Raw genomic sequence first — 25,947 nt, 5'->3', positions numbered from 1 at the left:
AGTTTTAAGGGTTTAAGATAATTCATAAAACTTTATTTTGTTTTATGCTGTGCTAAAGAATTGTATTTTTACACAGATTATAATTTAACCTTTTATGAGTAAAACGAGTAGAAAACAAGATGCCTTAGATTATCATTCTCAAGGTCGTCCGGGTAAGATAGAAGTTATACCAACCAAGCCAACAAATTCACAAGGAGATTTAACATTAGCGTATTCGCCAGGAGTAGCAGAACCTTGTTTAAAGATAGCAGAAAACGTTGAAGATGTTTATAAATATACTGCTAAAGGTAATTTAGTTGCTGTAATTAGTAACGGAACAGCAGTTTTAGGTTTAGGAGATATTGGCCCAGAAGCAGGTAAACCAGTGATGGAAGGCAAGGGCTTATTGTTTAAAATTTTTGCTGATATAGATGTTTTTGATCTTGAATTAGATGTTAAAAATGTTGATGATTTTGTAAAGATTGTAAAGGCACTAGAACCCACTTTTGGAGGCATAAATTTAGAAGATATTAAAGCACCAGAGTGTTTTGAAATTGAACGCAGACTAAAAGCCGAGATGAAAATTCCGGTAATGCATGATGATCAACACGGCACAGCTATCATATCTGCCGCAGCTTTAATTAACGCTTGTGAATTGCAAGAGAAAAAAATTGAAGAAATAACCATTGTGATAAACGGAGCTGGGGCAGCTGCAATTTCTTGTACTCGTTTATACGTTTCTTTAGGTGCTAGATTAGAAAACATTGTAATGTTAGATAGATCTGGTGTGATAAGAGCCGATCGTGATAACTTGGAAGGCACAAAAGCTGAATTTGCTACCAAAAGAAATATCAGCACTTTGGAAGATGCAATGATAAATGCCGATGTATTTATTGGTCTTTCTTCTGCCGATGTATTATCTGCTGAGGCTTTAAAAACGATGGCTCCAAATCCAATTGTTTTTGCAATGGCTAATCCAAATCCAGAGATCGCTTATGAATTAGCTGTAGCCACCAGAGATGATATTATTATGGCCACTGGCCGTTCAGATTATCCTAACCAAGTAAACAATGTACTGGGATTTCCATATATTTTTAGAGGTGCTTTAGATGTACGTTCAACTTCTATAAATGAAGAAATGAAGGTTGCTGCGGTTAAAGCAATTGCTGCTTTAGCAAAAGAAAATGTACCTGAAGCTGTAAATTTAGCATACAACGCTAAAAATCTTAAATACGGTAAAGACTATATTATCCCTAAACCAATAGACACCCGTTTAATTATTACTGTTGCGCCAGCAGTTGCAAAAGCCGCAATGGATTCGGGTATTGCAAGGCATCCAATTACAAATTGGGAACAGTATAGAGAAGAGTTGAAATTGCGTTTAGGAATGGATGATGCTTTAATGCGTAGCATCACTAACAAAGCACAATCTGCACCTAAAAGAGTTGTATTTGCCGAAGCCGATAATTACAAGATTTTAAAAGCTGCACAAATAGTTAAAGACGACGGAATAGCAATCCCAATTTTATTGGGCAATAAAGCTATCATCAATCAAATTATTGAAGAAAACGAGTTAGAACTTGATGGAGTAGCCATTATAGACCCCTTAGAAGAGGCAGAGATGACAGAAAAATTTGCTCAGTATCTTTATCAAAAGCGCCAAAGAAGAGGGGTTACGCTGTACGAAGCTAAGAAGTTAATGCGAGATAGGAATTATTTTGGAGCTTCAATGGTTCAGTTTGGGCATGCTGACGCTTTAATATCTGGTTTAACTAAAAACTATGCATCAACAGTAAAGCCTTCTTTACAAGTTATTGGTACAGAAGAAGGAGTAAACAGGGTTGCCGGTATGTATTTAATGCTTACCAAAAAAGGACCAGTGTTTTTTGCCGATACTACAATTAATATAAATCCAACCGTTGATGAATTAGTTGATATTACGGTATTGGTAAATAAATCTGTTAAACAATTTAATATTAAACCAAGGATAGCCATTTTATCTTACTCTAATTATGGCTCCAATGAAGGTGAAGTGCCTCACAAAACCAGAGAGGCAGTAAGAATTTTGCACCAAAAACATCCAAAAATTATGGTTGATGGAGAGATGCAAGCCAACTTTGCTTTAAACAAATCTTTGCTAAACGATAACTTTCCTTTTTCTAAATTAAAATCTGCACCAGCTAATACATTAGTTTTTCCTACTTTAGAGGCCGGAAACATTGCTTACAAATTATTGCAAGAACTAGGTGGTGCCGAAGCAGTTGGGCCTATATTATTAGGGATGAACAAACCGGTACATGTAGTGCAATTAGGAAGTTCTGTTAGAGAAATTGTTAACATGGTAACTATTGCTGTTGTTGATGCGCAAGCCAAAGAAAATGGCTAATGCAAATACAATAGCTAAAAAATTGAAATTAAAATGTACGAATATATTGATGGTAAACTGGCTTTTAAATGCCCAGCTTATGTAGTGATAGAAACAGGAGGCATAGGTTACCACATCCATATTTCATTAAATACTTACAGCGCTCTTAAAGACCAAGAGCGTTGTAAGTTATACACCTGGCTTGCTGTAAGGGAAGATTCGCATACACTTTATGGTTTTGCAGATGAAGGTGAAAGACGCTTGTTTTTATACTTAATATCTGTAAACGGAATAGGTGCAAATACAGGCAGAATGATGCTTTCTTCAATTACCCCAGCAGAAATTGAGCAAGCAATTATTAGTGGCGATATCAACGAAATAAAAAGAATTAAAGGAATTGGTCCTAAATCTGCCCAAAGACTAATTATTGAATTACAAGATAAATTAAAAAAAGATGGCACTGGGACATTAATTTCTATCCCAAAAAATAATACTTCAAGAGATGAAGCGTTAAGTGCACTGGTAATGTTGGGTTTTGTAAAAAATACCGCCGAAAAAGCTGTAGATGCAGCAGTAAAATCTACGTCAGAGATTTTAACTGTTGAAAACATCATAAAAATTGCTTTGAAAACCTTATAATTACAACTAATAAATCAGAACGCTTGAAAATTAATTTTACCAGATTTATCTTCTTGTTTGCTTTTTTAGGTGTTGTATTTTGCTTGCCTAAGTTTTCTGTTGCTCAAAAAATCACCACTCCAGATTCATTAAGACTTAAATATCCTGTAAAAGATAATTTTACCACCCCACTTTTTGGTAAAAACAATTTGTTTTTGGAAAACCCGCAAGGCATAAAAAAAACTGTAGAGTATGATCCAAAAACAAAAAAGTATTTAGTTAAAGAAACCATAGGCGGTAAATTAATTAAAACACCACAATACCTAACTTTTAAAGAATACCAACAATTAGAAGAAAAAAATATTATTAATGCTTACTGGAAAACTTTAGTTGCTACAGGTAGTGCACAGGAAGAGCAAGAGGGATTTATACCAGAAGTTAAGGTAAAAAGTAAAGCTTTTGAGCGAATATTTGGAGGTAATACCATCAATATTCAACCTCGTGGTTCGGCAGATTTAACTTTTTCTGGACGGATTAATAGAAACGAAAACCCCCTTTTTAACGAACGACAACGTAGGCAAGGTAATTTTGATTTTGACCAACGTATTCAAATGAATTTGATTGGTAACATTGGCGAAAAGTTAAAGATTAGCACCAATTACAATACAGAAGCGCAGTTTGATTTTGAAAATCAAGTAAAAATAGAATACACTGGTGGTAAAGATGAAATTATTAAAAAAATTGAAGCTGGTATTGTTAATTTCCCATTAAATACCACCTTAATAAGCGGTAGCCAAGCTTTATTTGGGGTAAAAACGCAGTTGCAATTTGGTCGTTTGGGTGTAACTACCATGTATTCCCAACAAAGATCGCAATCAAAAGAAATTAAGATTACCAACGGTGCGCAACAAAACGAGTTTAGGTTAAGTACCGATAATTACGAAGCCAATAAGCATTATTTTTTAGCACAATATTTCCGTAATAATTACAACAGGGCCTTAGCAAATTTACCCATCATAGCCTCAAATATTAATATTACAAATATCGAAGTTTGGGTAACCAATAGAAGCAATAGCACTACAGATTCTAGAGATGTTTTAGCGTTTTTAGATTTAGGAGAAAACCAACCCTATAATACTACCCAGTTTCAAGGTGGAGCAGGATTTTCTCCTTTCCCAGCCGGTTTTTCTGGTCCGGGGTTTCCGCAACAATCAAATAATTTATTACAACAAATACCCGCAGCAGCAAGGCAAACAAATTCTAATGAGATTGATACCTATTTCCAAAACTCGGGTAGGTTAGATAACTATAATAAGTTAACGTATGCTCGTAAATTAACAAATAGAGAATATTCTTTAAATCCAGCTTTAGGTTATATTTCTTTAAATAATTCGCTTAACGCCGATGAAATTTTATCCGTTGCATACAGATATACCGTTAACGGTGTAGAATATCAAGTAGGAGAGTTTTCTACAGATGTACAAGTTTTGCCAGATAATCCGCAAGTTTTGTACACCAAATTATTAAAAAATGAAACCATCAAAACAAATTTGCCACTGTGGGATTTGATGATGAAAAACATCTATTCTATTGGTGCATACCAAATTAGCCCTAACGATTTTAGGTTAAATATTTTTAGATTAGATGATAAAGCCGGTATAGAAAAACCTTTAATAGAAGAGGGCGCAAATTTAAGTGGAAAACTGTGGTTACAGGTTACAAATTTAGATAGGTTAAACCAGCAACGAGCTAAACAACCCGATGGTTTTTTCGATTTTTTAGAAGGATTAACTATTGATGCACAAAATGGCAGAATTATTTTTCCAACAATAGAGCCTTTTGGTAAAGATTTAGCCTCACAATTTGATGCCACTACAGAACAAGATTTAATTAATAAATATGTTTACCAACCGCTTTACGATTCTACAAAAGTATTAGCGCAGCAATTTTTCCCCGGTTTAAATAGGTACATCATTCAAGGTACTTACCAATCTCAAGTAAGTTCAGAGTTTCAATTAAATGCTATAAATGTACCAGAGGGTTCTGTAGTGGTTACTGCCGGTACACTTAGGTTAACAGAAGGTGCAGATTATACTGTTGATTATAATATCGGAAGAGTTAAAATTTTAAATGAAGCTTTGCTAAACTCTGGACAACCCATCACAATTAAATTAGAGAGTAATGAGTTGTTTGGTATTCAACAAAAATCTTTATTTGGTACCAGGTTAGATTACCGCGTTAACGAAAACTTTAATTTAGGGGCTACATTGTTAAACCTTAAAGAAACACCGCTAACACAAAAAATAAATTTTGGAGAAGAATCTATTTCAAATACCATTTACGGTTTTGATGTTAATTACAGCACAAATAGTCGTTTGTTAACTCGTTTGGTAGATAAAATTCCTTTTATATCAACCAAAGAAACATCGTCAATTACGTTTAATGGCGAGTTTGCAGGCTTTAAACCAGGACACCCCAAAGCGTTAGATTTTGCAGGAAATACCGGCGGAACAAGTTATTTAGACGATTTTGAAGGAACTAGGTCTATCATTGATTTAAAAAGCTCTTCAGTTTGGCAAATATCAGGCACACCGCAATTATTTCCCGAATCGCAATTATCTAATGATTTATCTTATGGTTTTAACAGGGCAAAATTAGCTTTCTTTAACATAGACCCTATATTTTACAGCAGGTCTAACAGTTTTACGCCAGATAATATCAGAAACAACAAAGTAGAACTTTCTAAACATGAAGTAAGAGAAGTTTTAGAAACAGAAGTTTTTCCGTTTAAACAAACAGCAACAGGTAGTTTATTAAGTTTAGCAACTTTAAATTTAGCCTATTATCCAACATTAAGAGGGCCGTATAATTTCACAACAACTGGTTTAAACCCAAACGGAACACTAAATAACCCAAGAAGCAGGTGGGGTGGTATTTTACGTAAAATTGAAACCAACGATTTTGAAGCTTTAAATATCGAATTTATTGAACTTTGGGTTTTAGATCCGTTTATTGATAAGCCAAATTCGCAAGGCGGAGATTTATACTTTAACATTGGTAATATCTCTGAAGATATTTTAAAAGATGGCAGAAAAAGTTTAGAAAACGGCTTACCACCAGATGCCGACCCAACAAAAACAGATGAAACCGTTTGGGGCCGCATACCTAAATTACAACCAGTGGTACAAGCTTTTGATAACCAGCCCAGTGCCCGTGTAGCACAAGATGTTGGTTTAGATGGATTAACCAGCACTGCAGAACAAGAAAAATATCAAGCAATTGTTAACCAAGTAACTACAATTTTAAATCCGCAGGCTGCAAATCAGTTCAGAAATGACCCTTCTACAGATGATTATGTGTATTACAGAGGCAACCAATTAGATGCTGAGAATGCCGGTATATTAAAAAGATACGAAAACTTTAACGGTACAGAAGGAAACTCAAAAACCCCAGAACAATCATTAGCTGCAACTGGTATTGAAAATTCTGCATCTACTTCTTTCCCTGACGGTGAGGATGTAAATAGAGACAATAACTCCTCAAAATCTGACGAATATTTCCAATACAGAATAAGCATGAGGCCACAAGATTTAGTGGTTGGAAATGGTTTTGTAACAGATAAAGTTACTGCAACTGTAAATTTGGCTGATGGAAATAAATCTACCGTTAATTGGTATCAAATAAAAATTCCTGTTGCGCAGTTTGAAAGCAGAGTTGGTGGCATTCAAGATTTTAAATCTATCAGGTTTATGCGAATGTTTATGACGGATTTTGCTGATACAACTGTATTGAGATTTGCCCGTTTACAACTGGTACGTGGAGAGTGGAGAAGATTTAATGCAGAAAATTCGCCAGCAAAAGCACTTACAGATCCAGCTTTAAATAATCCAGGTTTAGATAATTCAACGCTTGATGTTACCACTGTAAACTTAGATGAAAACGGATCACGTACACCCATTCCCTATGTCATTCCTCCTGGCATACCAACAGAAAAAGACATTTCTAATTTTAGAGGAGAAACTCGCCAAAACGAACAATCTTTAGCTATTGTGGTCAAAAACTTAAGAGACGGTTATGCAAGGGCAGCCTTTAAAACTACTGTAAATGATGTACGTTCTTATAAACGTTTGCAAATGTACATTCACGCAGAAGGGGAACAGCTTAGAGATGGAGACATTACTACTTTTATTAGAATAGGAACAGATTATCAAGACAATTTTTATGAGTATGAAATTCCTACAAAAATTACCAATCAGGGTGCAAGAGATCCGGAATTAATTTGGCCAGTAGAAAATAGAATTAACGTAGAGTTTAGGTTATTTCAATTGGCAAAAACAGCCAGAAATAATGATGTTTCAACAGGGCAACCTTGGCCAATTAATGTACCTTATGTATATTCTGACGGATTAAACAAGATTACAATAAAGGGGCAGCCAGATTTAAGCAAGCTTAGGGTAATGATGTTGGGTGTAAGAAATCCATTAAATACCAACGCATCTGTAGGCGATGATGGATTGGAAAAAAATGTAGAAGTTTGGTTTAATGAGTTACGACTTACAGACTTTGATGAACGTGGAGGTTGGGCAGCAACAGCAAGATTAAATGCAAAACTTGCAGATTTTGGAGACGTTACCATTGCAGCTAATAAAAGCACCATTGGTTTTGGTTCTTTAGAAAACAGAGTAAGTGAAGTTAACAGATCAGACGATCGCTTTTTTGACGTTTCATCTAGTTTAGAATTAGGTAAATTTTTCCCTCAAAGGTCTGGATTAAAAATACCAATGTTTGTCAATTATTCTAGCCAACTAAGTACGCCACAGTTTGATCCTCGAAACCCGGATATTGAATTAAAAAATGTTTTAAATAGTGTTTCAGCACAAACCCGGGATTCTATTTTAAATTATGCCCAAGATTTTACGCAACGCCGCAGCATCAACTTTACCAATGTTCGTAAAATTAAAACAGACCCTAATGCTAAAAACCACCTTTGGGATGTAGAAAATCTGAGCCTAACTTATGCTTACACAGAGTATGGACACAGAGATTTTATCAATAAAAACACAGAACAAAGAACCTACCGTGGTGCATTAGCTTATGATTTTAATAACCCAGCTAAGTTTTATAACCCGTTTGCTAAGGCCGTTAAATCAAAATATTTAGGTTTAATTAAAGATTTTAATTTTAGCTTACTGCCATCAGTTTTAAACTTTAGAATTGAGTTAAACAGGCTATATTCTGAAAATACTTTGCGTGATAACGACCCAAATAATTTTGTACCTATACAAACAACTTTTAACAAAAATTTCCAAATTAACAGGTTATACGGTGTAAGTTGGGATTTAACAAAATCTTTAAAATTAGATTTTAATGCCACCAATTTATCAATTGTTGATGAACCAGAAGGACGAATTACTGGATTAAAAAGAGATACCTTATGGCAAAACCTCAGAAAACTTGGTCGTAACACAAATTACAACCATACCATTAATTTATCTTACGCGGTGCCTTTGAATAAAATACCCGGCTTAGATTTTATCAGTATTTTAACACGTTACCAAACACAATTTACTTGGATTACCGAGCCACTTTTAACGCTTAACGACCCTACTATTGATTTTGGTAATAACATTCAAAATTCTAGAACAGTACAAGTAAACCCAACCTTAAATATGAACTTGTTGTACAATAAGTTTGGTATTTACAGGCGTTTAAATTCTCCAGATGCCGAACCTGGTTTTGGCAAAGCAGTATTTAGTTTATTAACCAGTGTTAAAAATTTAAGTGCCTCTTACATTAAAAACGATGGTACATTTTTACCTGGCTACCTTCCACAAACAGATGCTTTTGGTTACGATTTTAATGCTAGCGCACCTGGTTTAGGTTTTCTTTTGGGTTCTCAAAATGATATTAGGTTTACAGCATTGCAAAATGGCTGGCTTACACAAGACACCTTACAAAACCAGTTGTATGTGAATACCCTTAACGAAAAATTAAACTTAAGAGGAACTATAGAACCCATTAAAGATTTAAGAATTGAATTAACAGCCTTTAAAAATAGCAGTCAAAACTTCAGTACAAATTTCAGGTTTAACAATTCGGCACAAGGTTTTGAAAGTTTAAGTCCAATTACTACGGGAGATTATAGTGTTACCATGATATCTTTAGGAAGTGCTTTTAAAGACAATAGTGCAGACAGAAACTCAGTAGTTTTTCAACAGTTTTTAGCTAACAGAAACATAATATCACAAAGATTGGCTCGTGAAAACCCAAACAGCACAGGTGCTATAACCGATGGTTTTGCAGATGGTTACGGTAAAAATTCGCAAGAAGTGGTTGTGCCAGCTTTTATTGCCGCTTATAGAAACAAAGATGCAGGTGCAACTAGCTTATCTAAATTCCCCAAAATTCCTGTGCCTAATTGGCGTTTAACATATAATGGCTTGGTAAAAGTGGAAGCAATCAATAAAATATTTTCTGCTTTTGATTTATCTCATAGTTACAGTTCAACCTATAACGTTAACGGTTACACCTCTTTAATTAGATATGCAGAAACAGCAGGAGCAGTGAGCGTAAGAGATGCGCAAAGTGATTTCTTGCCATTTTACCAGTTCTCTCAAATCACTTTATTTGAACAATTTGTACCACTTTTAGGTATAGATATGCGTTTAAAAAATAACATGACGGCAAATGTTGAATATCGTAAATCGCGTTCAATGAGTTTAAGTTTAGCCAATAGTCAGTTAGCATCTCAAAAAGACCAAGCATTTGTAATTGGTTTTGGTTACCGTACTTCAGATTTTAGGTTTCCTTTTGGATTATTTAAAAGCGTTAACCTTAAAAATGATTTAAACTTTAAATTAGATGTTGCCGTTAGAGATAACAAAACTGTAATTTACCGAGCAGATGTGGAAGATGCCGAAATTTCTGCGGGTTCAAAAAATATCACTTTTAGACCAAGTATAGATTATGTTTTAAATCAAAGATTCAACATCAGATTATACTATGATTCTAACGTAACACAGCCTTACACATCGCAAACTTTTGTCACTGCATTTACCAATTTCGGCATTAATTTGAGGTTTACAATACAGTAACATTATGGAATTTGGTAAAGTAGAAAATCCTGGAGAAATAGACTTTACGCTTCCTGCGGATGCACCAGAAACTGAAAAACTTTGGGCCAGAATAAATAAAGCTGAATCTTTTGAAGCTTACATAGGTTGTACTATTTGGAATAAAGCAGATTTAAAAGGCTTTTATCCTAAAGGCACAAAAGACGAATTACGATATTATGGCACTCAATTTAACTCTATTGAACTTAATGCTACTTTTTATAATTTGCCAAGCAACCAACAAGTGCTAAAATGGAAAAATAAAACGCCTCATCATTTTAAGTTTCTTCCTAAAATTACAAATACCATAAGCCACTATAGAAGGTTAATTAATATTAATGAACCATTGCTGCAATACTGTGATGCTATAAGTAATTTTGAAGAGAAATTAGGGATGGTGTTTTTGCAGCTACATGATAATTTTAAACCTAAAGATTATGATAGGTTAGAAAATTTTGTAAAAGAGTTTCCAAAAGGAATTCCGTTAGGCATTGAGTTAAGAAATGAGGAATGGTTTGCCGATAAAGCAGTTTTTGATAAAGTTTATCAGCTTTTTAATAAGCATAAAATCACCAATATAATTGTTGATACTGCAGGGAGAAGAGATATGCTTCACATGGCTTTAACTACTTCAACAGCATTTATAAGATATGTTGGAGCCAACCACGAAAGCGATTACCAACGTTTAGATGAATGGGTGGAGAAAATTGCTGAGTGGAAAAAGTCTGGTCTGCAGAATTTGTACTTTTTTGTTCATCAAAATGTAGAGTTAGCCTCTCCACTTTTATCAGCTTATTTTATTGAAAAATTGAATAAAGCGGTTGGAACTAATTTAACTATCCCTAAGTTGGCATCGGAAAATCCTACTTTGTTTTAGTTTGGTTTAAATTTTAATTGATTAAATATAATTTTGCGATTTCAGGTTTTTAAATAGTTGTTTAGTTATTTTCTAAATATCCTATATTGACTTATTGTTCTAAAATATGAAAGAGAGCCAAAACCTTATAGATAGTAGTTTATTAGAAAGCATTAAGAACATTGTACTTAGTGCAAGAAAGAACATCTATCAAAAAGTTAATCAGGAACTTATATTAACTTACTGGCAAATTGGGAAAGAAATTGTTGAAACCGAAGAGAAAAACAATATTGATAATAAAACATCAAGACAAATCATATTAAATCTTTCTAAACAGCTCGCAAATGAGATAGGTAAAGGTTTTTCTCGTTCCAATCTATTCAATATGAGGAAGTTATTTCTTGAATACAAAAGTGTCCAGTCGCTGACTGGACACCTTTCTTGGACTCACATTTGTGAACTTTTAATTTTAGAGAATAAAGAAAAGCGAAGTTTTTACGAAAATGAGGCAATTAACTCATCTTGGTCAATAAGAGAATTAAAACGGCAAATAGACAGTTCACTTTACGAACGTTTATTACTATCCCAAGGAAAAGCAAACAAAGAAAAAGTTTTGGAACTTGCCAAAAAGGGGCAAGAATTAGTTAATGCTTACGACATTTTAAAGAATCCGTATGTTTTTGAATTTTTGGGTATTCCTGAAAATAAACCTTTGTTAGAAAAAGATTTAGAATTGAAACTTATAAAACATATTGAGTCTTTTTATTAGAGTTGGGAAAAGGATTTATGTTTGTTGGTTCACAACAAAGAATAACCATAAATAATACCCATTACTATGTTGATATGGTTTTTTACAATAAGATATTACGGAGTTATATTTTAATAGAACTTAAAACAACTAAACTTAATATTTCTGACGGTGGGCAGTTAAATACCTATTTAAATTATTATAAAACTGAAGTTAATGATATTGACGATAACCCACCAATAGGAATAATTCTTTGTACAGAAAAAGATGAGATTACAGCTGAATACATCCTTGGTGGATTTGAAAACAATGTTTTTGCATCAAAATATGTTACAATTTTACCAAATAAGCAAACATTAATAGAAGAGGTTGAAAATGCTTTAAGCGATTAATAGTAAATGGAAGATATTTTTAAAAATTTGTTGTGAACTCGATTGCTTGAGAATGATTTTGATATTTAATATATTATATAATTCTTTTAAAGAAAACATTTTTTTAATTTAAGACGATAGGATTTTTAAATCCTTATTCATCAAAATTTCACATTCTATTTAACAACAAACAATAATTTTCATATTTTTGACAAACTTTCCCAAAATGAAATGTAACAGTCACTATATCTTTAATACCACAAGAAAAGTCAGTTGCATTTTGTATAACCCAAAATTTTTTAGCTGAAAACATGAAATATAAGAGAATACTTTTGAAATTAAGTGGCGAGTCTTTAATGGGTGAGCAGTCTTACGGCATAGATAACGCAAGAGTTTTAGCTTATGCTCATCAAATAAAAGCAATTCAGTTGTTAGGAGTAGAGGTTGCAATTGTAGTTGGCGGAGGTAATATTTTCAGAGGTTTAAGTGCCGAAAAATCTGGTATGGATAGGGCACAAGCCGATTATATGGGAATGCTTGCCACAGTAATAAACTCTATGGCATTGCAAAATGCTTTAGAAACTTTAGGAGTTTATACCCGCTTACTTTCTGCAATTAAAATGGAGCAAATTTGCGAACCTTACGTACGCAGAAGAGCAATGAGACATTTAGAAAAAGGCAGAGTAGTAATTTTTGGTGCCGGTACGGGTAATCCGTATTTTACAACAGACTCTGCTGCTGCATTAAGAGCAATAGAAATTAAGGCAGATGTTGTTTTAAAAGGCACCAGAGTAGATGGTATTTACACTGCCGATCCTGAAAAAGACCCAACAGCTACTAAATTTGATACCTTAAGTTTTGATGAAGTTTACGACAGAGACTTAAACGTAATGGATATGACTGCATTTACACTTTGCGACGAAAATAACCTTCCAATTATTGTTTTTGATATGAACAAAGAAGGTAATTTAATGAAATTAATGGAAGGCGAAGCTATTGGAACTTTGGTTAAATAGTAAAAATATTAAAACAGAATAAGATGAACGAATTTATAAAAATGGAACTAGAAGATGCTAAAGTATCTATGGATAAAGCGATAGCTCATACTGATTCAGAGTTTTTAAAAATTAGAGCTGGCAAAGCAAGTCCGGCTATGTTGGATGGTATTGTAGTTGATTATTACGGCGCACCAACACCATTGGCTCAAGTAGCAAACGTAAATACGCCAGATGCGAGAACCATAGTTGTACAACCATGGGAAAAAGCAATGATAAGCCCAATTGAAAAAGCAATTATGGAAGCTAACATTGGTTTAAATCCGCAAAATGATGGTATTGTTGTTCGTTTAAATGTACCGCCATTAACAGAAGAGCGCAGAAGAGATTTGGTAAAAAAGGTTAAGGAAGAAGCAGAATCAGGAAGAATTGCCATCAGAAGTATCAGAAAAAACACAAATGAGGGCATCAAAAAGTTGAAAAATGATGGCGCTTCTGAAGACGAAATTAAAGTAGGCGAAGCAGAAGTTCAGAAATTAACCGATGCTTACATTATCAAAGTTGATCAATTAGTAGAAATTAAAGAAAAAGACGTAATGACTGTTTAATTCATTTAAGCGTCACATAAAAAGGGAATAAGCATTTAGCTTATTCCCTTTTGTATTTTTGCGCATTATTTAAAAAAATGAAAATTTTAAAAAGATATTTACAAAACTATAAAGGCTTAATTGGTTTGGCTTTATTGTTTGCCGCTATAAATCAGTGTTTTTCTTTAATAGATCCGCATATTACAGGTAGAATTGTTGATGAATTTATTGAAAAGAAAGATCAACTTAGCGAACAAGAATTCACCAACGGTGTTTTAAAGTTAATTGGCTTAGCTGTTGGTGCGGCTATGGTATCAAGGATAGCTAAAAACTTTCAAGATTATTTTGCAAACATCATTACTCAAAAATTAGGGGCTAAAATGTATGCAGATGGTTTAGAACATTCTTTAAAATTACCTTACCAAACATTTGAAGACCAACGCAGTGGCGAAACTTTAGGCATTTTACAAAAAGTACGTACAGACTCTGAAAAGTTTATCCTCTCATTCATCAATATTATATTTACAAGTTTAGTAGGGATGATTTTTGTAATTACTTATTCACTTACAGTGAGTTACAAAGTTACCCTAGTTTATTTTGCTTCTATCCCATTAATATTCATTGTAAGTTGGTTTTTAAGCAAAAAAATTAAAGTTATCCAAAAGAAAATAGTTAAAGAAACTACTTCTTTAGCAGGTTCAACCACAGAGTCTTTACGTAATATTGAACTGGTTAAAAGTTTAGGATTGGCCAATCAGGAAATTAAAAGACTAAACAATACCACCTATAAAATTTTAGATTTAGAACTTAAAAAGGTAAAATATGTAAGAAGTATGAGCTTTTTACAAGGTACTACAGTAAATTTAGTGCGTAGTAGCATGGTGGTTATTTTATTGTTACTGATATTCCAGAACGATATTTCTGCAGGACAATATTTTACTTTTTTGTTTTACTCTTTCTTTTTATTTGGACCATTACAAGAATTTGGAAACATTATTTTAACTTATCGTGAAGCGGAAGCTTCATTAAATAATTTCCAACGAATTTTAAGCACACCTATTGAAGTAAAACCTACAAACCCGGTAGCTACCGGAATAATTAAAGAATTAGTTTTTGATGATGTAAGCTTTAAGCATTTAACAGCAAACAGAAACGCACTTCATCAAGTAAATTTTAAAGTTAAACATGGCGAAACTATTGCTTTTGTTGGCCCATCTGGTTCGGGTAAAACTACTTTGGTAAAACTTTTGGTTGGTTTATATGCACCTATTTTTGGTAAAATTAAATATAATGGAGTAGATAGCTTAGCTATTGATTTAGACGATTTAAGAGAAAGAATAGGTTTTGTAACGCAAGATACGCAGCTTTTTTCTGGCAGTATAAGAGAGAATTTATTATTTGTTCGTCCAAATGCCACAGATGAAGAATGTATGGAAGTGTTGAGAAGAGCAGCTTGCGATAGTTTATTGACAAGAGCTTCACACGGATTAGATACAGTAATAGGAGAGGGAGGAGTTAAAGTTTCTGGTGGCGAAAAGCAAAGGTTGTCAATCGCTCGTTCGTTATTAAGAAAACCTAATATTTTAGTGTTTGATGAAGCTACATCTGCATTGGATTCAATTACCGAAGAAGAAATTACAGAAACCATACGTAATGTTTCTGATCAATCTGATAGGATTACCATTTTAATTGCTCACCGTTTATCAACCATTATGCATGCAGATAGGATTTTTGTATTAGAAAAAGGAAATATTGTTGAACAAGGGAAGCATCAAGAACTATTAGAAGAAAAAGGTTTGTACTTTGCCATGTGGCGTCAGCAAATTGGCGAACGCTTTCAGCAAGAAGTAGTAAATTAATTTTTGTAAATTTGAAATCAATAATCTACGTCAGTAAAGTATGAGTCAATTTGTGTTAATGGGACTTTTCTTTTTCCCATTAGTTGTAAGTGTATTAACCATTAAAGATGTTTTTGAGAACTCTTTATTAGATAACTCAAAAAAATTAATGTGGATTGCTACCATTATTTTATTGCCTTTATTAGGTGCAATCATTTACTTTTTCTTCGGAAAATCCAAACAATTATAAAAATTCAAATTCTTTTCCATCAAAACTTCGTTTATCTTAACTATAAAATCAAACATTATTTAAAGATATTTGTCGTAATTATTAATAAAGAATTTATTACTTTGTAGATTAAAACATCCTTATTTAAAATGGAAGTACAGGCGGGCGAGCTATTATCTAAAATCAATTATCCTTCAGACTTAAGAAAGCTGGATAGTAATAGATTAGAAGAGGTTTGTAATGAGTTAAGACAATATATAATTGATGTGGTTTCTGTAAATGGAGGTCATTTTGCTGCAAATTTGGGTGTTGTTGAACTTACTGTTGCCTTACATTATGTTTTAAATACACCTTATGATCAATTGGTTTGGGATGTAGGTCACCAAGCTTATGGGCACAAAATCTTAACCGGGCGTAGAGATGTTTTTCATACCAATAGAATTTATAAAGGAATTAGTGGTTTTCCTAAACGTTCTGAAAGTGAATATGATACTTTTGGAGTAGGTCATTCATCAACCTCCATATCTGCTGCTTTGGGTATGGCAGTTGCTTCTCAGTACAAAGGCGAAACAGATAGACAACATGTAGCTGTAATTGGTGATGGCTCTATGACTGCCGGAATGGCTTTTGAGGCTTTAAATCATGCTGGAATTGAGAATTCAAATCTTTTGGTTATTCTTAATGATAATTGCATGTCTATAGACCCAAATGTGGGGGCTTTAAAAGAATATTTAACAGATATTAGTACAAGTAAAGGCTACAATAGGTTTAGAGATGATGTTTCATCTGTTTTGATGAAAATATCGGAACTGGGACCTAATGCGCATGAGATTGTTAAAAAGATAGAAAAAAGTATTAAAGGTACTATTCTAAAAAAAAGTAACCTTTTCGAATCTTTAAAGTTCAGGTATTTTGGGCCTATTGATGGTCATGATATAAACCATTTAGTGAAGGTTTTAGAAGATTTAAAACATATACCAGGTCCAAAATTATTGCATTGCGTTACCGTAAAAGGTAAAGGTTATGCTTTGGCAGAAAAAGACCAAACTAAATGGCATGCACCAGGTTTGTTTGATAAAATTACCGGAGAAATTAAGAAAAGTTATTCTGATAAACCACAAGCACCAAAATATCAAGATGTTTTTGGACATACCTTGGTAGAGCTTGCCAAAATGAATGATAAAATTATGGGAGTAACACCGGCTATGCCATCAGGTTGTTCTCTAAATATTATGATGAAAGCCATGCCTAACCGAGCTTTTGATGTTGGAATAGCAGAACAACATGCCGTTACTTTTTCCGCTGGTTTAGCTTCACAAGGTTTAATTCCATTTTGCAATATTTATTCAAGCTTTATGCAAAGAGCTTTTGATCAGGTGGTGCATGATGCTGCCATTCAAAAGTTACCAGTAGTTTTTTGCTTAGATAGAGCAGGTATTGCTGGAGCAGATGGGCCTACACACCACGGAGCTTATGATATTGCATTTTTTAGATGCATTCCAAATATGATTGTTTCTGCTCCTATGAATGAAGAAGAGCTAAGAAACTTAATGTACACTGCGCAATTAAAGAATCATGGAGGACCTTTCTCTATCCGTTACCCAAGAGGCAAAGGTGTAATGGTAGATTGGCAACGTCCTTTTGCAGAAATAGAAGTAGGACAAGGACGTAAAATTTGTGACGGAGAAGACATTGCAATATTAACATTAGGCCATATTGGAAACGAAGCTGTAAAAGCTTGTCAAGAGTTAAATGCAGATGGTTACCACCCAGCCCATTTTGATATGCGTTTTGCGAAACCATTAGATCAGAATATGTTATTATCAATTTTCGCTAAATATGATCAAATCATTACCATAGAAGACGGATGTATACAAGGAGGCTTTGGAAGCGCTATACTTGAATTTGCTGCTGACAACCAATACAAAGGTCAGATAAAACGTTTAGGTATGCCAGATGACGTAATTGAGCATGGTGAGCAGCAAGAACTTTGGGAGGAATGCGGTTATGACAAAGTGAGTATTATAAATGCGGTTAAAGCTTTAGTGGTAGCTAGGCCTGTTAAGAGTTTGGTGGGTTAAGAACCATATTCACAAAGTCTTTAGCTATTTTTTCTCTAGAAATATTAAAATTATAAGTCTCAATTCTATTAAGATATAAATTTTCTTGGTTTTTAAATTTTGTCCAAATGCTTTCTAATGCTTTTAATACCTCAGATTGATTATTGCACACGAAACCAGCTTTATTTTTTAAAATACTTTCCGCTATATCTCCATTATCAGAAACAGGAAGTAAAATAGGACGATTAAACATCAAGTATTCTGCTTGTTTTGAACTGATGACATCTTTTTTATTTCCATATTTCAAGTGTAAAAATATGGAAGTATTATTCATTTGCAATAGAAATTCATCCCTTTTAAGACGATGAGTATATGATGTAATGTTTTTTAGGTTATACTTTTTGATTAGCTTTTTTAAACTTTTATTGTCCCCAACTCCTAAAAATTTTAATTTTATATTCTCTGTTTTTTTGTTTACGACAAAACCTTGTAAAGACTCAAAAAAAGTTTCATCCTGTAATTGTTCTCTATAAATAGTTCCCGCATAAACAATCTGGAATGTTTTTGTTTGAGTTTGTTTTTCAACCTCCTCTATTAAGAAATTGCTTCCGTTTGCGAAGATTTTAATTTTAGACTGATAGTGCAATGGAAAAAAACTTTTCAAAGATTCGGATACAGTTGTTATAAGAAATGCGCTATTTAATAATTTAATTTCTTTTTTCCTGCTAATTAAAATTTTCAAATAATGAATAACTGATAAACCATCTATAGGGTTATATCCTAAAGTCCAAGGGTCTCTGTAATCTAAAATTAGTTTCAAGCCAAATTTTTTAGATAGATTTTCAGCAATTTCAAATAAACTAAAATGACTACCTGAAGTAAAAATATAGTCATTATTTTTTAGCTCAATATTCAAATCATTTAAAGAAAAATTTGGGTAAAAAATATCTTTTTGATAGATAATGAGGTGCAAAAGTTGAAAAATGCGCCATAATTTCTTAAAATCATTATTCAAAAATCTGACTCCTAAACTTTGAATTAAATTTAATTTAACTTTTATGATTTGATAATTTTTAGGACTAAATGAGTCGGCGGGGGTAGTTTCTAAACCAAGGAAATAACTTTTTTTTATACCATAATCAAAAGTTATTACATTAGTATTAAGGCTGTTATTTAATTCGAAGGCTCTAATAAAACTTTTAAATCTTTCTGCTGATGTGGTATTGACATTTAAATATGGAAGAATTAAAACTATTTGTTTTTTAATAATTGTCATGGTAACAACTAAAAATCATCATAAAAATTCCTGAACGAACTTCTTAATCCAAACATAATGATATTGGTTTTAGAATTCATTTTGATGTTCTTTTCATTACGCAAAATGGCACTTGCCTCTAACCTTAAATTGTATTTAGGATTAATCAAATAAGAAATTTTTGACTTTGCAAAATATAAATCGGTTTTAATACCATTACCAACTTTACTATTATAATCTAAAGATCTACTATTATAAGACAAGAAAATATTCTTTCCAAAATTTTCTCCAGTAGGGTCTAATCCATAGTGAGCATACAATAATTGTCCACTAAAATCAAACCTTTTATAATTATAGTTTAAGAGACCTAAAAACTCTCTAAAATTTGCGCCAAATGGATGTGCAAGTGGTTGGTTGTATTGTGCATAATTTGATACCCTATCAAAATGGGCATAGGTGTAAGGACGGGCGGTGTTAAATTCACCTAAGTAGTTTAAATTCTTTATACCAAACAGTTGAGCGCCTCTAAATCCTAATTGTAAAGCCCATTTATTTGCCCAGTAGCCATTACCTGCAAAAAATTCTTTAGCAGTAAATTCATCAATCATAAACTGGCCATATAAAGTTGTGTGTTTTAAAACTTCATACTTAGCGTTTAATCCTAATCTCATTTTATCTGGAGAGGTAGAGTTAGCACTCTCAATGGGTCTTAAAAAAACAAATGGATGTACGAAATTAAAGTCAAATCCACGCTTTCCTTCCACTTCAGCATCAGACCATGTTATTGCTTGGAAAAAACCTAGTGATAACCTATGATTCACATTCCAATCTAAATAATGAAATGCGCCCCATTTCCCTCTATCTCCCAACCTTCTATCTGTTGTTAATCTTGGCGCACCAGGGTCTAACATATAAGCAAAAACAGTTTGGTATTGTACGGCTCCTAAACTTGCTTTAACCTTAAAGAATGAATAATTTGCCGACACATCAGATAATAACATCGATCGGTATCCATCTCCAATAAAGTTTTTATCGTATGCTAATGTGAAATTTAGGTATTTATTAGGAGTGTAGGACAAAAGGGCTGTTGAGTAAGCCCAGTCTTTTTCTAAATTCCCTAATTTACCGCCAACTTGGCCTGGTATAACCTTATTATCGTCGATAAAATTGGTAATGTATTTAGGGAAAACACCTTGATTTTCGTAACCACTAGTGTAAAAAGAAAATTTATTGCCCACTGTTAAACCAGCCTGAAAGCCTCTAGTGTTTAACCAAATATTATTGCCAGATTCTTGATCATAGCCTAACACTAAATCAGGAAGGTAATCGGCATAAAAGGTAAATTCTGATTTTTGGACTTGAATTAAATGTTCTTTTAACGCCTTACGATGTACCCAGCTTCTTTTTAATGTATCTAATCCATAGTTATTAAAAGAATCAATTGTGGTTTTTAAAACTTCGTGGTCCGCAAAATAAGGTTTTATAGCGCTATGAAAGCTTGTGTTTTTATCGTAAACTTTTGAATTTAGCTTCTGATAAAAATCGTATGAAAATGGCTGATATTGATTAGGAGTTTGCGCTTTAGCATGATATACCATAAAAAAACTTATGGTTAAAAGTAGGTATCTCTTCATTTTATACTGCTAATGGCTCTTGCTTATCTAATTCTTCGTAAATAGAATTATTACTTTTATATTCAGGTACTATTGCCTTCATTTGCCTTACAACTTCTTTATCATTGTAATAACAAGCCGTATCAATTAAGGTGTCCACTTTACGTTTAACATCCTCATAATCATATACCATTACTTTGGCTACCATAATTTTTTCGTGGTGAGTTGGGAGGTTGTTTTCTAAATCATTTAATAGTTCTTCGTAGAGCTTTTCACCTGGTCTTAGACCAGTAAATTCAATTTTAATATCCTGATTTGGGATTAAGCCCGATAAACGAATCATCTTTTTTGCCAATTCAACAATTTTAACTGATTGCCCCATGTCAAAAATATAAATCTCGCCGCCATTACCCATAGAACCAGCTTCTAATACTAAGCGGCAAGCTTCTGGGATAGTCATAAAGTACCTTGTAATATCTGGATGCGTTACGGTGATTGGGCCACCTTTTTGAATTTGTTCTTTAAATCTAGGAATTACCGATCCGTTAGAACCTAATACATTACCAAATCTGGTGGTTATAAATTTGGTTTTAATAACGGCTCCGTTTTTTGCCAAAACATTTTGTTTTTCAATATAATTATAGAAAGACTGTACATAAATTTCGGCAATTCTTTTTGATGCACCCATCACATTAGTAGGGTTTACCGCTTTATCAGTAGATACCATAACAAATTTATCTACTTTATATTTAACAGATAAATCGGCTATTAATTTAGTGCCCCCAACATTTGTGCAAATGGCTTCTGATGGATTGTTTTCCATCATAGGAACATGCTTGTAAGCTGCGGCATGATATACATAATGAGGTTTAAATGTTTCAAACATAAACTCCATCCTTGTTCTGTTCCTAACATCGCCAATAAAAGCAATAAAATTTTGAGAAATATTATTATCTTGTAGCTCTAACTGTAGTTCGTGTAATGCGCTTTCAGCCATATCATTTAAAACAATTAATTGGGGTTTAAACTTAATCAATTGTCTAACAATTTCACTACCAATAGAACCCGCAGCTCCTGTAACTAAAACTCTTTTACCTTTAATTTGTTGCTCTAAAACATCTTCTTCAATTACTATCGTTTTCCTTTCTAATAAATCCTCAATTTTAAGGGTTTTTATTTGGGTAGGACTAAACGTACCATTTACCCAAGTATTTAATGGGGGTACATTTAAAACTTTAACATTATTATCCAAACAAATATCAACAGCTCTATTTTTTCTAGCGCTAGTTAAGTTTTGCGAACTAAATATCAAGTCATCAATATTTTCTATTTCAATGATACGCTGTAGTTCATCTGTATGAAAAATTTTAACGCTATCTACAACTTTTCCTTTTTTCCTTACATCATCATCCACAAAAGCAACCACACTCATATTCACACTTGGATCTGAATCTAAAGTTCTTTTAATTGCTACTCCAGTTTCGCCCACGCCGTATATAATCACTCTGCGTTTATCTAGCTTCATGTTTTTGATATACATAAAGAAATATTTTACCAATACCCTGTACGTGATGAGTAAAACGAAGCTGGATAAGCCAGTAATAATAACCACCACATTTGGGATAATTTGTGGCTTATCAAAAGATAAAAGAAAAAGGTTTGCTAGAATAAAGAAAGCATTACTTACAGAAATGCTGAATAAAATACGAAATGAATCTTGTGCACTGGTGTATCTAACAATACCTGCATAAGTTTTTACATTAAAAAAAACAATGCAATTAATACCCATGAAAATTAGTGTATTTCTACTTAATTCATTAAAATCAATAGCAGAAGCTTCAAAATTATACCTTAAAAGATAGGATAGTAGTAGTGCAAAACCACAGAAAATTAAATCAATACAAAAAATTAACCATCTGGGTACAATGTTTATTTTTTTAAACATAGGAGTCTAATTTGTTACAATCCACAAATATAACATATAGTTTTGTTTGTATGTAACAAATCTGTTTTGATTGGCCTTTAAAAATCAGTATGATTTAAATAAACGATTTTTCCCTTCAAAATTTAGGCGAGTAATGATATAAACGATGATGATCAATAAGAACGAAGTATAACTCCAAGCATCGGAATAAAATATAATCATCAGATTTAAAACTGCTTGTGTAATTGCATATCCACTAGCAATTAAAACATGATTAATTTTTAGATCATTTGCTAAATATTGGTAAAAGTGGGAACGATGAGCATCAAATATATTTTCTTTTCTAATTATCCGGCAAAAAATAGTAGCTACTGCATCTAGGCCATAAACACCCAATAATAGAAGCCATTTTAAATCATTTGTTTTAACCATTAGCATGATTATTAAGTAACAGATAATTAAGGCTATACTTATACTACCAACGTCGCCTGCAAATGTTTTCGCTTTTTTACGAAGGTTAAAAAAGCCGAATACTATAAGTGCCGCTAATAAAACTATCCATATTTCATTTTGCAGTAAATTGAAGCCTAAACTTATTTGAACCATCCAAATACTAATTAAACTCACTATAGAATAAAGTACGGTAATTCCATTAATGCCGTCCATAAAATTATAAGCGTTGATGATCCCGATGATGAGAACTATAGAGACAAGAATTAAGAGACAGGAAACAAGATTGAATAAGGATAAAATTGGTATTTCTTGATTGATAAAAACTTGAAATAATATAAGCAACACGGATAATAAATGAACTCCTATCCTCAACTTATTATTCAATGTAATGATATCGTCCAAAAAGCTAATCGTTGCTATGGCAAAAACAGCAATCGCTAAATAATATTGATTGGGTTGAAAAAAAAGGATGCCTATGATTAGCGCAATTGGAAAAATGATGGCTCCACCTCTTAATGTAATTTGAGTATGAGAGCTTCTCTGATTTGGTTTATCAATGATGTTGAAATGGTTTGCAATTTTGAAATAGAGAATCTCTAAAAATAAGAATAGGAGTATAGATATAGAGAAAATTAAAACCATAGAATTGAATTTATGTTAGATAGAACTTATAAGAATTTTTAATACCATTAACTTTAAGAAGGTACACATTTTACGAACCTATTTAAATTATTTCAAACTTAAATATTTTCTCCCCCGGTCTGTTAATTTATATTTTTGCAGTCGGCTATTGGGTTTATCAGGCAAAGTTTGTGTAATTAAACCATTTTCTAAAGCGGGGTGAATATAGTTATCCCTAAAGGTTTGACGATGCTTAATTCCTAATCTAGAGCGCATTTCTCCAGAAGATAATTCTTCTTTAATTAATAGGTTTAAGAGCTGTATAACTGGGTCGGTGACTGGGTCGGTGACTGGGTCGGTGACTGGGTCGGTGACTGGGTCGGTGACTGGGTCGGTGAAAGCTAAATAATTTCTAGAAATGGGTATAATAACCTCAAATACAGTGATTTTTGAAAAATTAAAATGAGCTGTTCCATTTCCATTTAATATAAGCTCTTCTTTAACTCTAGTAACCCCTCTACTAAACCTATTTACATACCCCAACACCTTCATAGCTTCCGCTATAATTGGGTTTCTGTAATCGTTCACATTAGGAAAATTCTCTGGTCTGGCGTTTCCGTAAAGCCCCCCCGCATTCATTAATTCTATCTGATGATTGAATTCATAAAAACGAATAGGTGTATGGGCTTCATAATCTCGGTGCATAACGGCATTCATCAACAGCTCTCTTATTGCCCATTCGGCATAATTTTTTGCTGTTTCTTCTCGTAAAGCGCTTATAGGTATAGGTTGTTTTCTAATAAATGAAGTTTCAATAAATGTATCTAGTTTGGTAAGTAAATCATATAAATTTCCTGAAAATTTATGTTCATTGCTAATTTCGGCAGCAAGTGTAGTTCCTTTGAATTGTACATATTGTATATATGCCCCAAACATAAAGTATTCGGGATTTTTCCCAAACATTAATATACCAGCATGGGTAGGACAATTAAATCTGAGATCAAAAAAGCGTAAGGAAGCTAATTTTTCCTCAACACTTCTTGTGTCATTTTGTAAATCATCATACGAGATTGCCCTAGGTAAATAATAATTAAGGAAAGCATTCAAGTTTAAATCAGAAATGGTAGCCTCTAAACAGGGGCGAGAATCAAAGGTTGTTGCAGAAGAAATTCGTTTCTCTATTAACATTCGTTCTTCCGCTTCATTCGCAGTGGCTTTTCTTGGTCCTATCCTAACCCAAATTGTTCCTTTGTATCTTATAGGAGGAAACATAGAAGGTAAAACTTCTACAACCGCAACTTCTCCATCTTCAAAAGAAAAGTGAGCAATGTTGATTTGTGGCTGTGGAAGGATTAAACCATCAGACCTTAAACCGCCTAAATTTTTAAGCAATTCATCGCTAACTTTTAAACCAGAGAGCGTTCCATCATCATTTACACCAATTAATAGATAGCCTGGTTTTTGATGATGAGGTAAATCATTTGCAAAAGCACAAACAGCAATAGAAAATTTATCAGTATTACTAATTGTTACGGTACGTTCTACCCTATCAGATTCTAAATCGTTTAATAAAACTATTAATTGCTCTTTGTTTATCACACTATTTTATTGATTTGATAAAGGTAACAAGATTTAAAGATTGTTGAAAAGTAAATTTTTGTTAGATGACGCCTCGCCTCCGCTAGACATGGCAGAGGGCTAATATTTGGAAAAGTCAGTTTAACAAATAACTCAAAAAAAGTCTTTAATAGTGTGTGAAATCTCGCATTGAGCGGTGAAGATGTCACCCTGAACGGAGTCGAAGGGGAGCGAAGGGACCTTATGCTTCGACTCTGCTCAGCAGGACAAACGGATCTGGGTTTAATAATTTAATTAATATATAGTCATGAAAAACACCAATGTTAACGGAGTCGATAGTCATATCGAGGTCTAATATAATTCATACAAATCAGTATGAAATGGAGTTGAAACTCATAATTTACCACCATTACAAGTGGATGTCACCCTGAACGGAGTCGAAGGGGTGCGATGGGCTTAATGCTTCGACTCCGCTCAGCAGGACAAACGGATCTGGGTTTAATAATTTAATTAATAGATAGTCATGAAAAACACCAATGTTAACGGAGTGATAGTCATATCGAGGTCTAATATAATTCATACAAATCAGTATGAAATGGAGTTGAAACTCATAATTTACCACCATTACAAGTGGATGTCACCCTGAACGGAGTCGAAGGGGTGCGATGGGCTTTATGCTTCGACTCCGCTCAGCAGGACAAAACGGCTCTGCTTTTAGCAACCTAATTAATAGGTGATTATAAAA

At 33.2% G+C, this 25,947-nt stretch carries 16 protein-coding genes; 11 read left to right on the top strand and 5 right to left on the bottom strand.

Annotation, left to right across the window (positions count from 1 at the left end):
- The first annotated feature begins 94 nt into the window (after window positions 1-94).
- The 11 genes from ACFSSE_RS07535 to dxs all read left to right on the top strand — a co-directional run bounded on the left by ACFSSE_RS07535 (window position 95) and on the right by dxs (window position 17,779).
- Complete coding sequence (locus tag ACFSSE_RS07535; protein ID WP_379043131.1) at window positions 95-2,365, top strand: NADP-dependent malic enzyme; 2,271 nt, start codon at window positions 95-97, stop codon at window positions 2,363-2,365.
- Window positions 2,366-2,398: 33 nt separating this feature from the next.
- A complete protein-coding gene (gene ruvA, locus ACFSSE_RS07530; protein WP_379043128.1) occupies window positions 2,399-2,983 on the top strand; it encodes a Holliday junction branch migration protein RuvA in 585 nt (194 codons plus the stop codon).
- A gap of 23 nt (window positions 2,984-3,006) precedes the next feature.
- A complete protein-coding gene (gene sov / locus ACFSSE_RS07525) occupies window positions 3,007-10,056 on the top strand; it encodes a T9SS outer membrane translocon Sov/SprA (RefSeq protein ID WP_379043125.1) in 7,050 nt (2,349 codons plus the stop codon).
- 4 nt (window positions 10,057-10,060) lie between these two features.
- Entirely contained in the window at window positions 10,061-10,951 is an 891-nt protein-coding gene (locus ACFSSE_RS07520) for a DUF72 domain-containing protein (protein ID WP_379043122.1), read from the top strand.
- 106 nt (window positions 10,952-11,057) lie between these two features.
- Window positions 11,058-11,699 (top strand): DUF1016 N-terminal domain-containing protein, encoded by a 642-nt coding sequence (locus ACFSSE_RS07515; RefSeq protein ID WP_379043119.1) that lies wholly within the window; start codon window positions 11,058-11,060, stop codon window positions 11,697-11,699.
- A 2-nt stretch (window positions 11,700-11,701) separates the two neighbouring features.
- Complete coding sequence (locus tag ACFSSE_RS07510) at window positions 11,702-12,070, top strand: PDDEXK nuclease domain-containing protein (RefSeq protein ID WP_379043116.1); 369 nt, start codon at window positions 11,702-11,704, stop codon at window positions 12,068-12,070.
- Between the two features lie 290 nt (window positions 12,071-12,360).
- Complete coding sequence (pyrH, locus tag ACFSSE_RS07505; RefSeq protein ID WP_379043113.1) at window positions 12,361-13,065, top strand: UMP kinase; 705 nt, start codon at window positions 12,361-12,363, stop codon at window positions 13,063-13,065.
- Between the two features lie 23 nt (window positions 13,066-13,088).
- Window positions 13,089-13,652: a ribosome recycling factor gene (gene frr, locus ACFSSE_RS07500; RefSeq protein ID WP_379043110.1), complete on the top strand. Its 564-nt coding sequence runs from the start codon at window positions 13,089-13,091 to the stop codon at window positions 13,650-13,652.
- A 77-nt stretch (window positions 13,653-13,729) separates the two neighbouring features.
- Window positions 13,730-15,490 carry an ABC transporter ATP-binding protein gene (locus tag ACFSSE_RS07495; protein ID WP_379043107.1) on the top strand — a complete coding sequence of 587 codons (1,761 nt, stop codon included), beginning with the start codon at window positions 13,730-13,732 and terminating at the stop codon, window positions 15,488-15,490.
- Window positions 15,491-15,530: 40 nt separating this feature from the next.
- Complete coding sequence (locus ACFSSE_RS07490) at window positions 15,531-15,719, top strand: PLDc N-terminal domain-containing protein (RefSeq protein WP_379043104.1); 189 nt, start codon at window positions 15,531-15,533, stop codon at window positions 15,717-15,719.
- 128 nt (window positions 15,720-15,847) lie between these two features.
- Window positions 15,848-17,779, top strand: a complete 1,932-nt coding sequence (gene dxs, locus ACFSSE_RS07485) for a 1-deoxy-D-xylulose-5-phosphate synthase (RefSeq protein ID WP_379043101.1) — start codon at window positions 15,848-15,850, stop codon at window positions 17,777-17,779.
- Here dxs and ACFSSE_RS07480 read toward each other — a convergent pair.
- The 5 genes from ACFSSE_RS07480 to ACFSSE_RS07460 form a co-directional block, all read right to left on the bottom strand.
- A complete protein-coding gene (locus ACFSSE_RS07480) occupies window positions 17,760-19,034 on the bottom strand; it encodes a hypothetical protein (protein ID WP_379043098.1) in 1,275 nt (424 codons plus the stop codon). The genes dxs and ACFSSE_RS07480 overlap by 20 nt on opposite strands.
- 8 nt (window positions 19,035-19,042) lie before the next feature.
- The gene (locus tag ACFSSE_RS07475) at window positions 19,043-20,647 is read right to left on the bottom strand and encodes a gliding motility protein RemB (RefSeq protein WP_379043095.1); all 1,605 of its coding nucleotides are present in this window, start codon (window positions 20,645-20,647) and stop codon (window positions 19,043-19,045) included.
- Between the two features lies 1 nt (window position 20,648).
- A complete protein-coding gene (locus ACFSSE_RS07470; RefSeq protein WP_379043092.1) occupies window positions 20,649-22,571 on the bottom strand; it encodes a polysaccharide biosynthesis protein in 1,923 nt (640 codons plus the stop codon).
- Between the two features lie 84 nt (window positions 22,572-22,655).
- A complete protein-coding gene (locus ACFSSE_RS07465; RefSeq protein ID WP_379043090.1) occupies window positions 22,656-23,645 on the bottom strand; it encodes a glycosyl transferase family 4 in 990 nt (329 codons plus the stop codon).
- A gap of 87 nt (window positions 23,646-23,732) precedes the next feature.
- Window positions 23,733-25,223, bottom strand: coding sequence for a Fic family protein (locus tag ACFSSE_RS07460; RefSeq protein ID WP_379043087.1), 1,491 nt, complete (start codon window positions 25,221-25,223; stop codon window positions 23,733-23,735).
- Window positions 25,224-25,947 lie beyond the last annotated feature (724 nt).

It is taken from the genome of Pedobacter alpinus (assembly GCF_042684645.1).
GTDB lineage: Bacteria > Bacteroidota > Bacteroidia > Sphingobacteriales > Sphingobacteriaceae > Pseudopedobacter > Pseudopedobacter alpinus.
Note: the sequence above shows the minus strand (reverse complement) of the source record. Positions and strands in the feature narration are given on the sequence as shown.

Bases quoted from the DNA above. Each gene is read 5' to 3' on its own strand.
- ACFSSE_RS07490 (WP_379043104.1), top strand. From the start codon at position 15,531: ATGAGTCAATTTGTGTTAATGGGACTTTTCTTTTTCCCATTAGTTGTA.
- ACFSSE_RS07480 (WP_379043098.1), bottom strand. From the start codon at position 19,034: ATGACAATTATTAAAAAACAAATAGTTTTAATTCTTCCATATTTAAAT.
- ACFSSE_RS07520 (WP_379043122.1), top strand. From the start codon at position 10,061: ATGGAATTTGGTAAAGTAGAAAATCCTGGAGAAATAGACTTTACGCTT.
- ACFSSE_RS07515 (WP_379043119.1), top strand. From the start codon at position 11,058: ATGAAAGAGAGCCAAAACCTTATAGATAGTAGTTTATTAGAAAGCATT.
- frr (WP_379043110.1), top strand. From the start codon at position 13,089: ATGAACGAATTTATAAAAATGGAACTAGAAGATGCTAAAGTATCTATG.
- ACFSSE_RS07535 (WP_379043131.1), top strand. From the start codon at position 95: ATGAGTAAAACGAGTAGAAAACAAGATGCCTTAGATTATCATTCTCAA.
- ACFSSE_RS07475 (WP_379043095.1), bottom strand. From the start codon at position 20,647: ATGAAGAGATACCTACTTTTAACCATAAGTTTTTTTATGGTATATCAT.
- ACFSSE_RS07465 (WP_379043090.1), bottom strand. From the start codon at position 23,645: ATGGTTTTAATTTTCTCTATATCTATACTCCTATTCTTATTTTTAGAG.
- pyrH (WP_379043113.1), top strand. From the start codon at position 12,361: ATGAAATATAAGAGAATACTTTTGAAATTAAGTGGCGAGTCTTTAATG.
- dxs (WP_379043101.1), top strand. From the start codon at position 15,848: ATGGAAGTACAGGCGGGCGAGCTATTATCTAAAATCAATTATCCTTCA.
- ACFSSE_RS07495 (WP_379043107.1), top strand. From the start codon at position 13,730: ATGAAAATTTTAAAAAGATATTTACAAAACTATAAAGGCTTAATTGGT.
- ACFSSE_RS07470 (WP_379043092.1), bottom strand. From the start codon at position 22,571: ATGTTTAAAAAAATAAACATTGTACCCAGATGGTTAATTTTTTGTATT.
- ruvA (WP_379043128.1), top strand. From the start codon at position 2,399: ATGTACGAATATATTGATGGTAAACTGGCTTTTAAATGCCCAGCTTAT.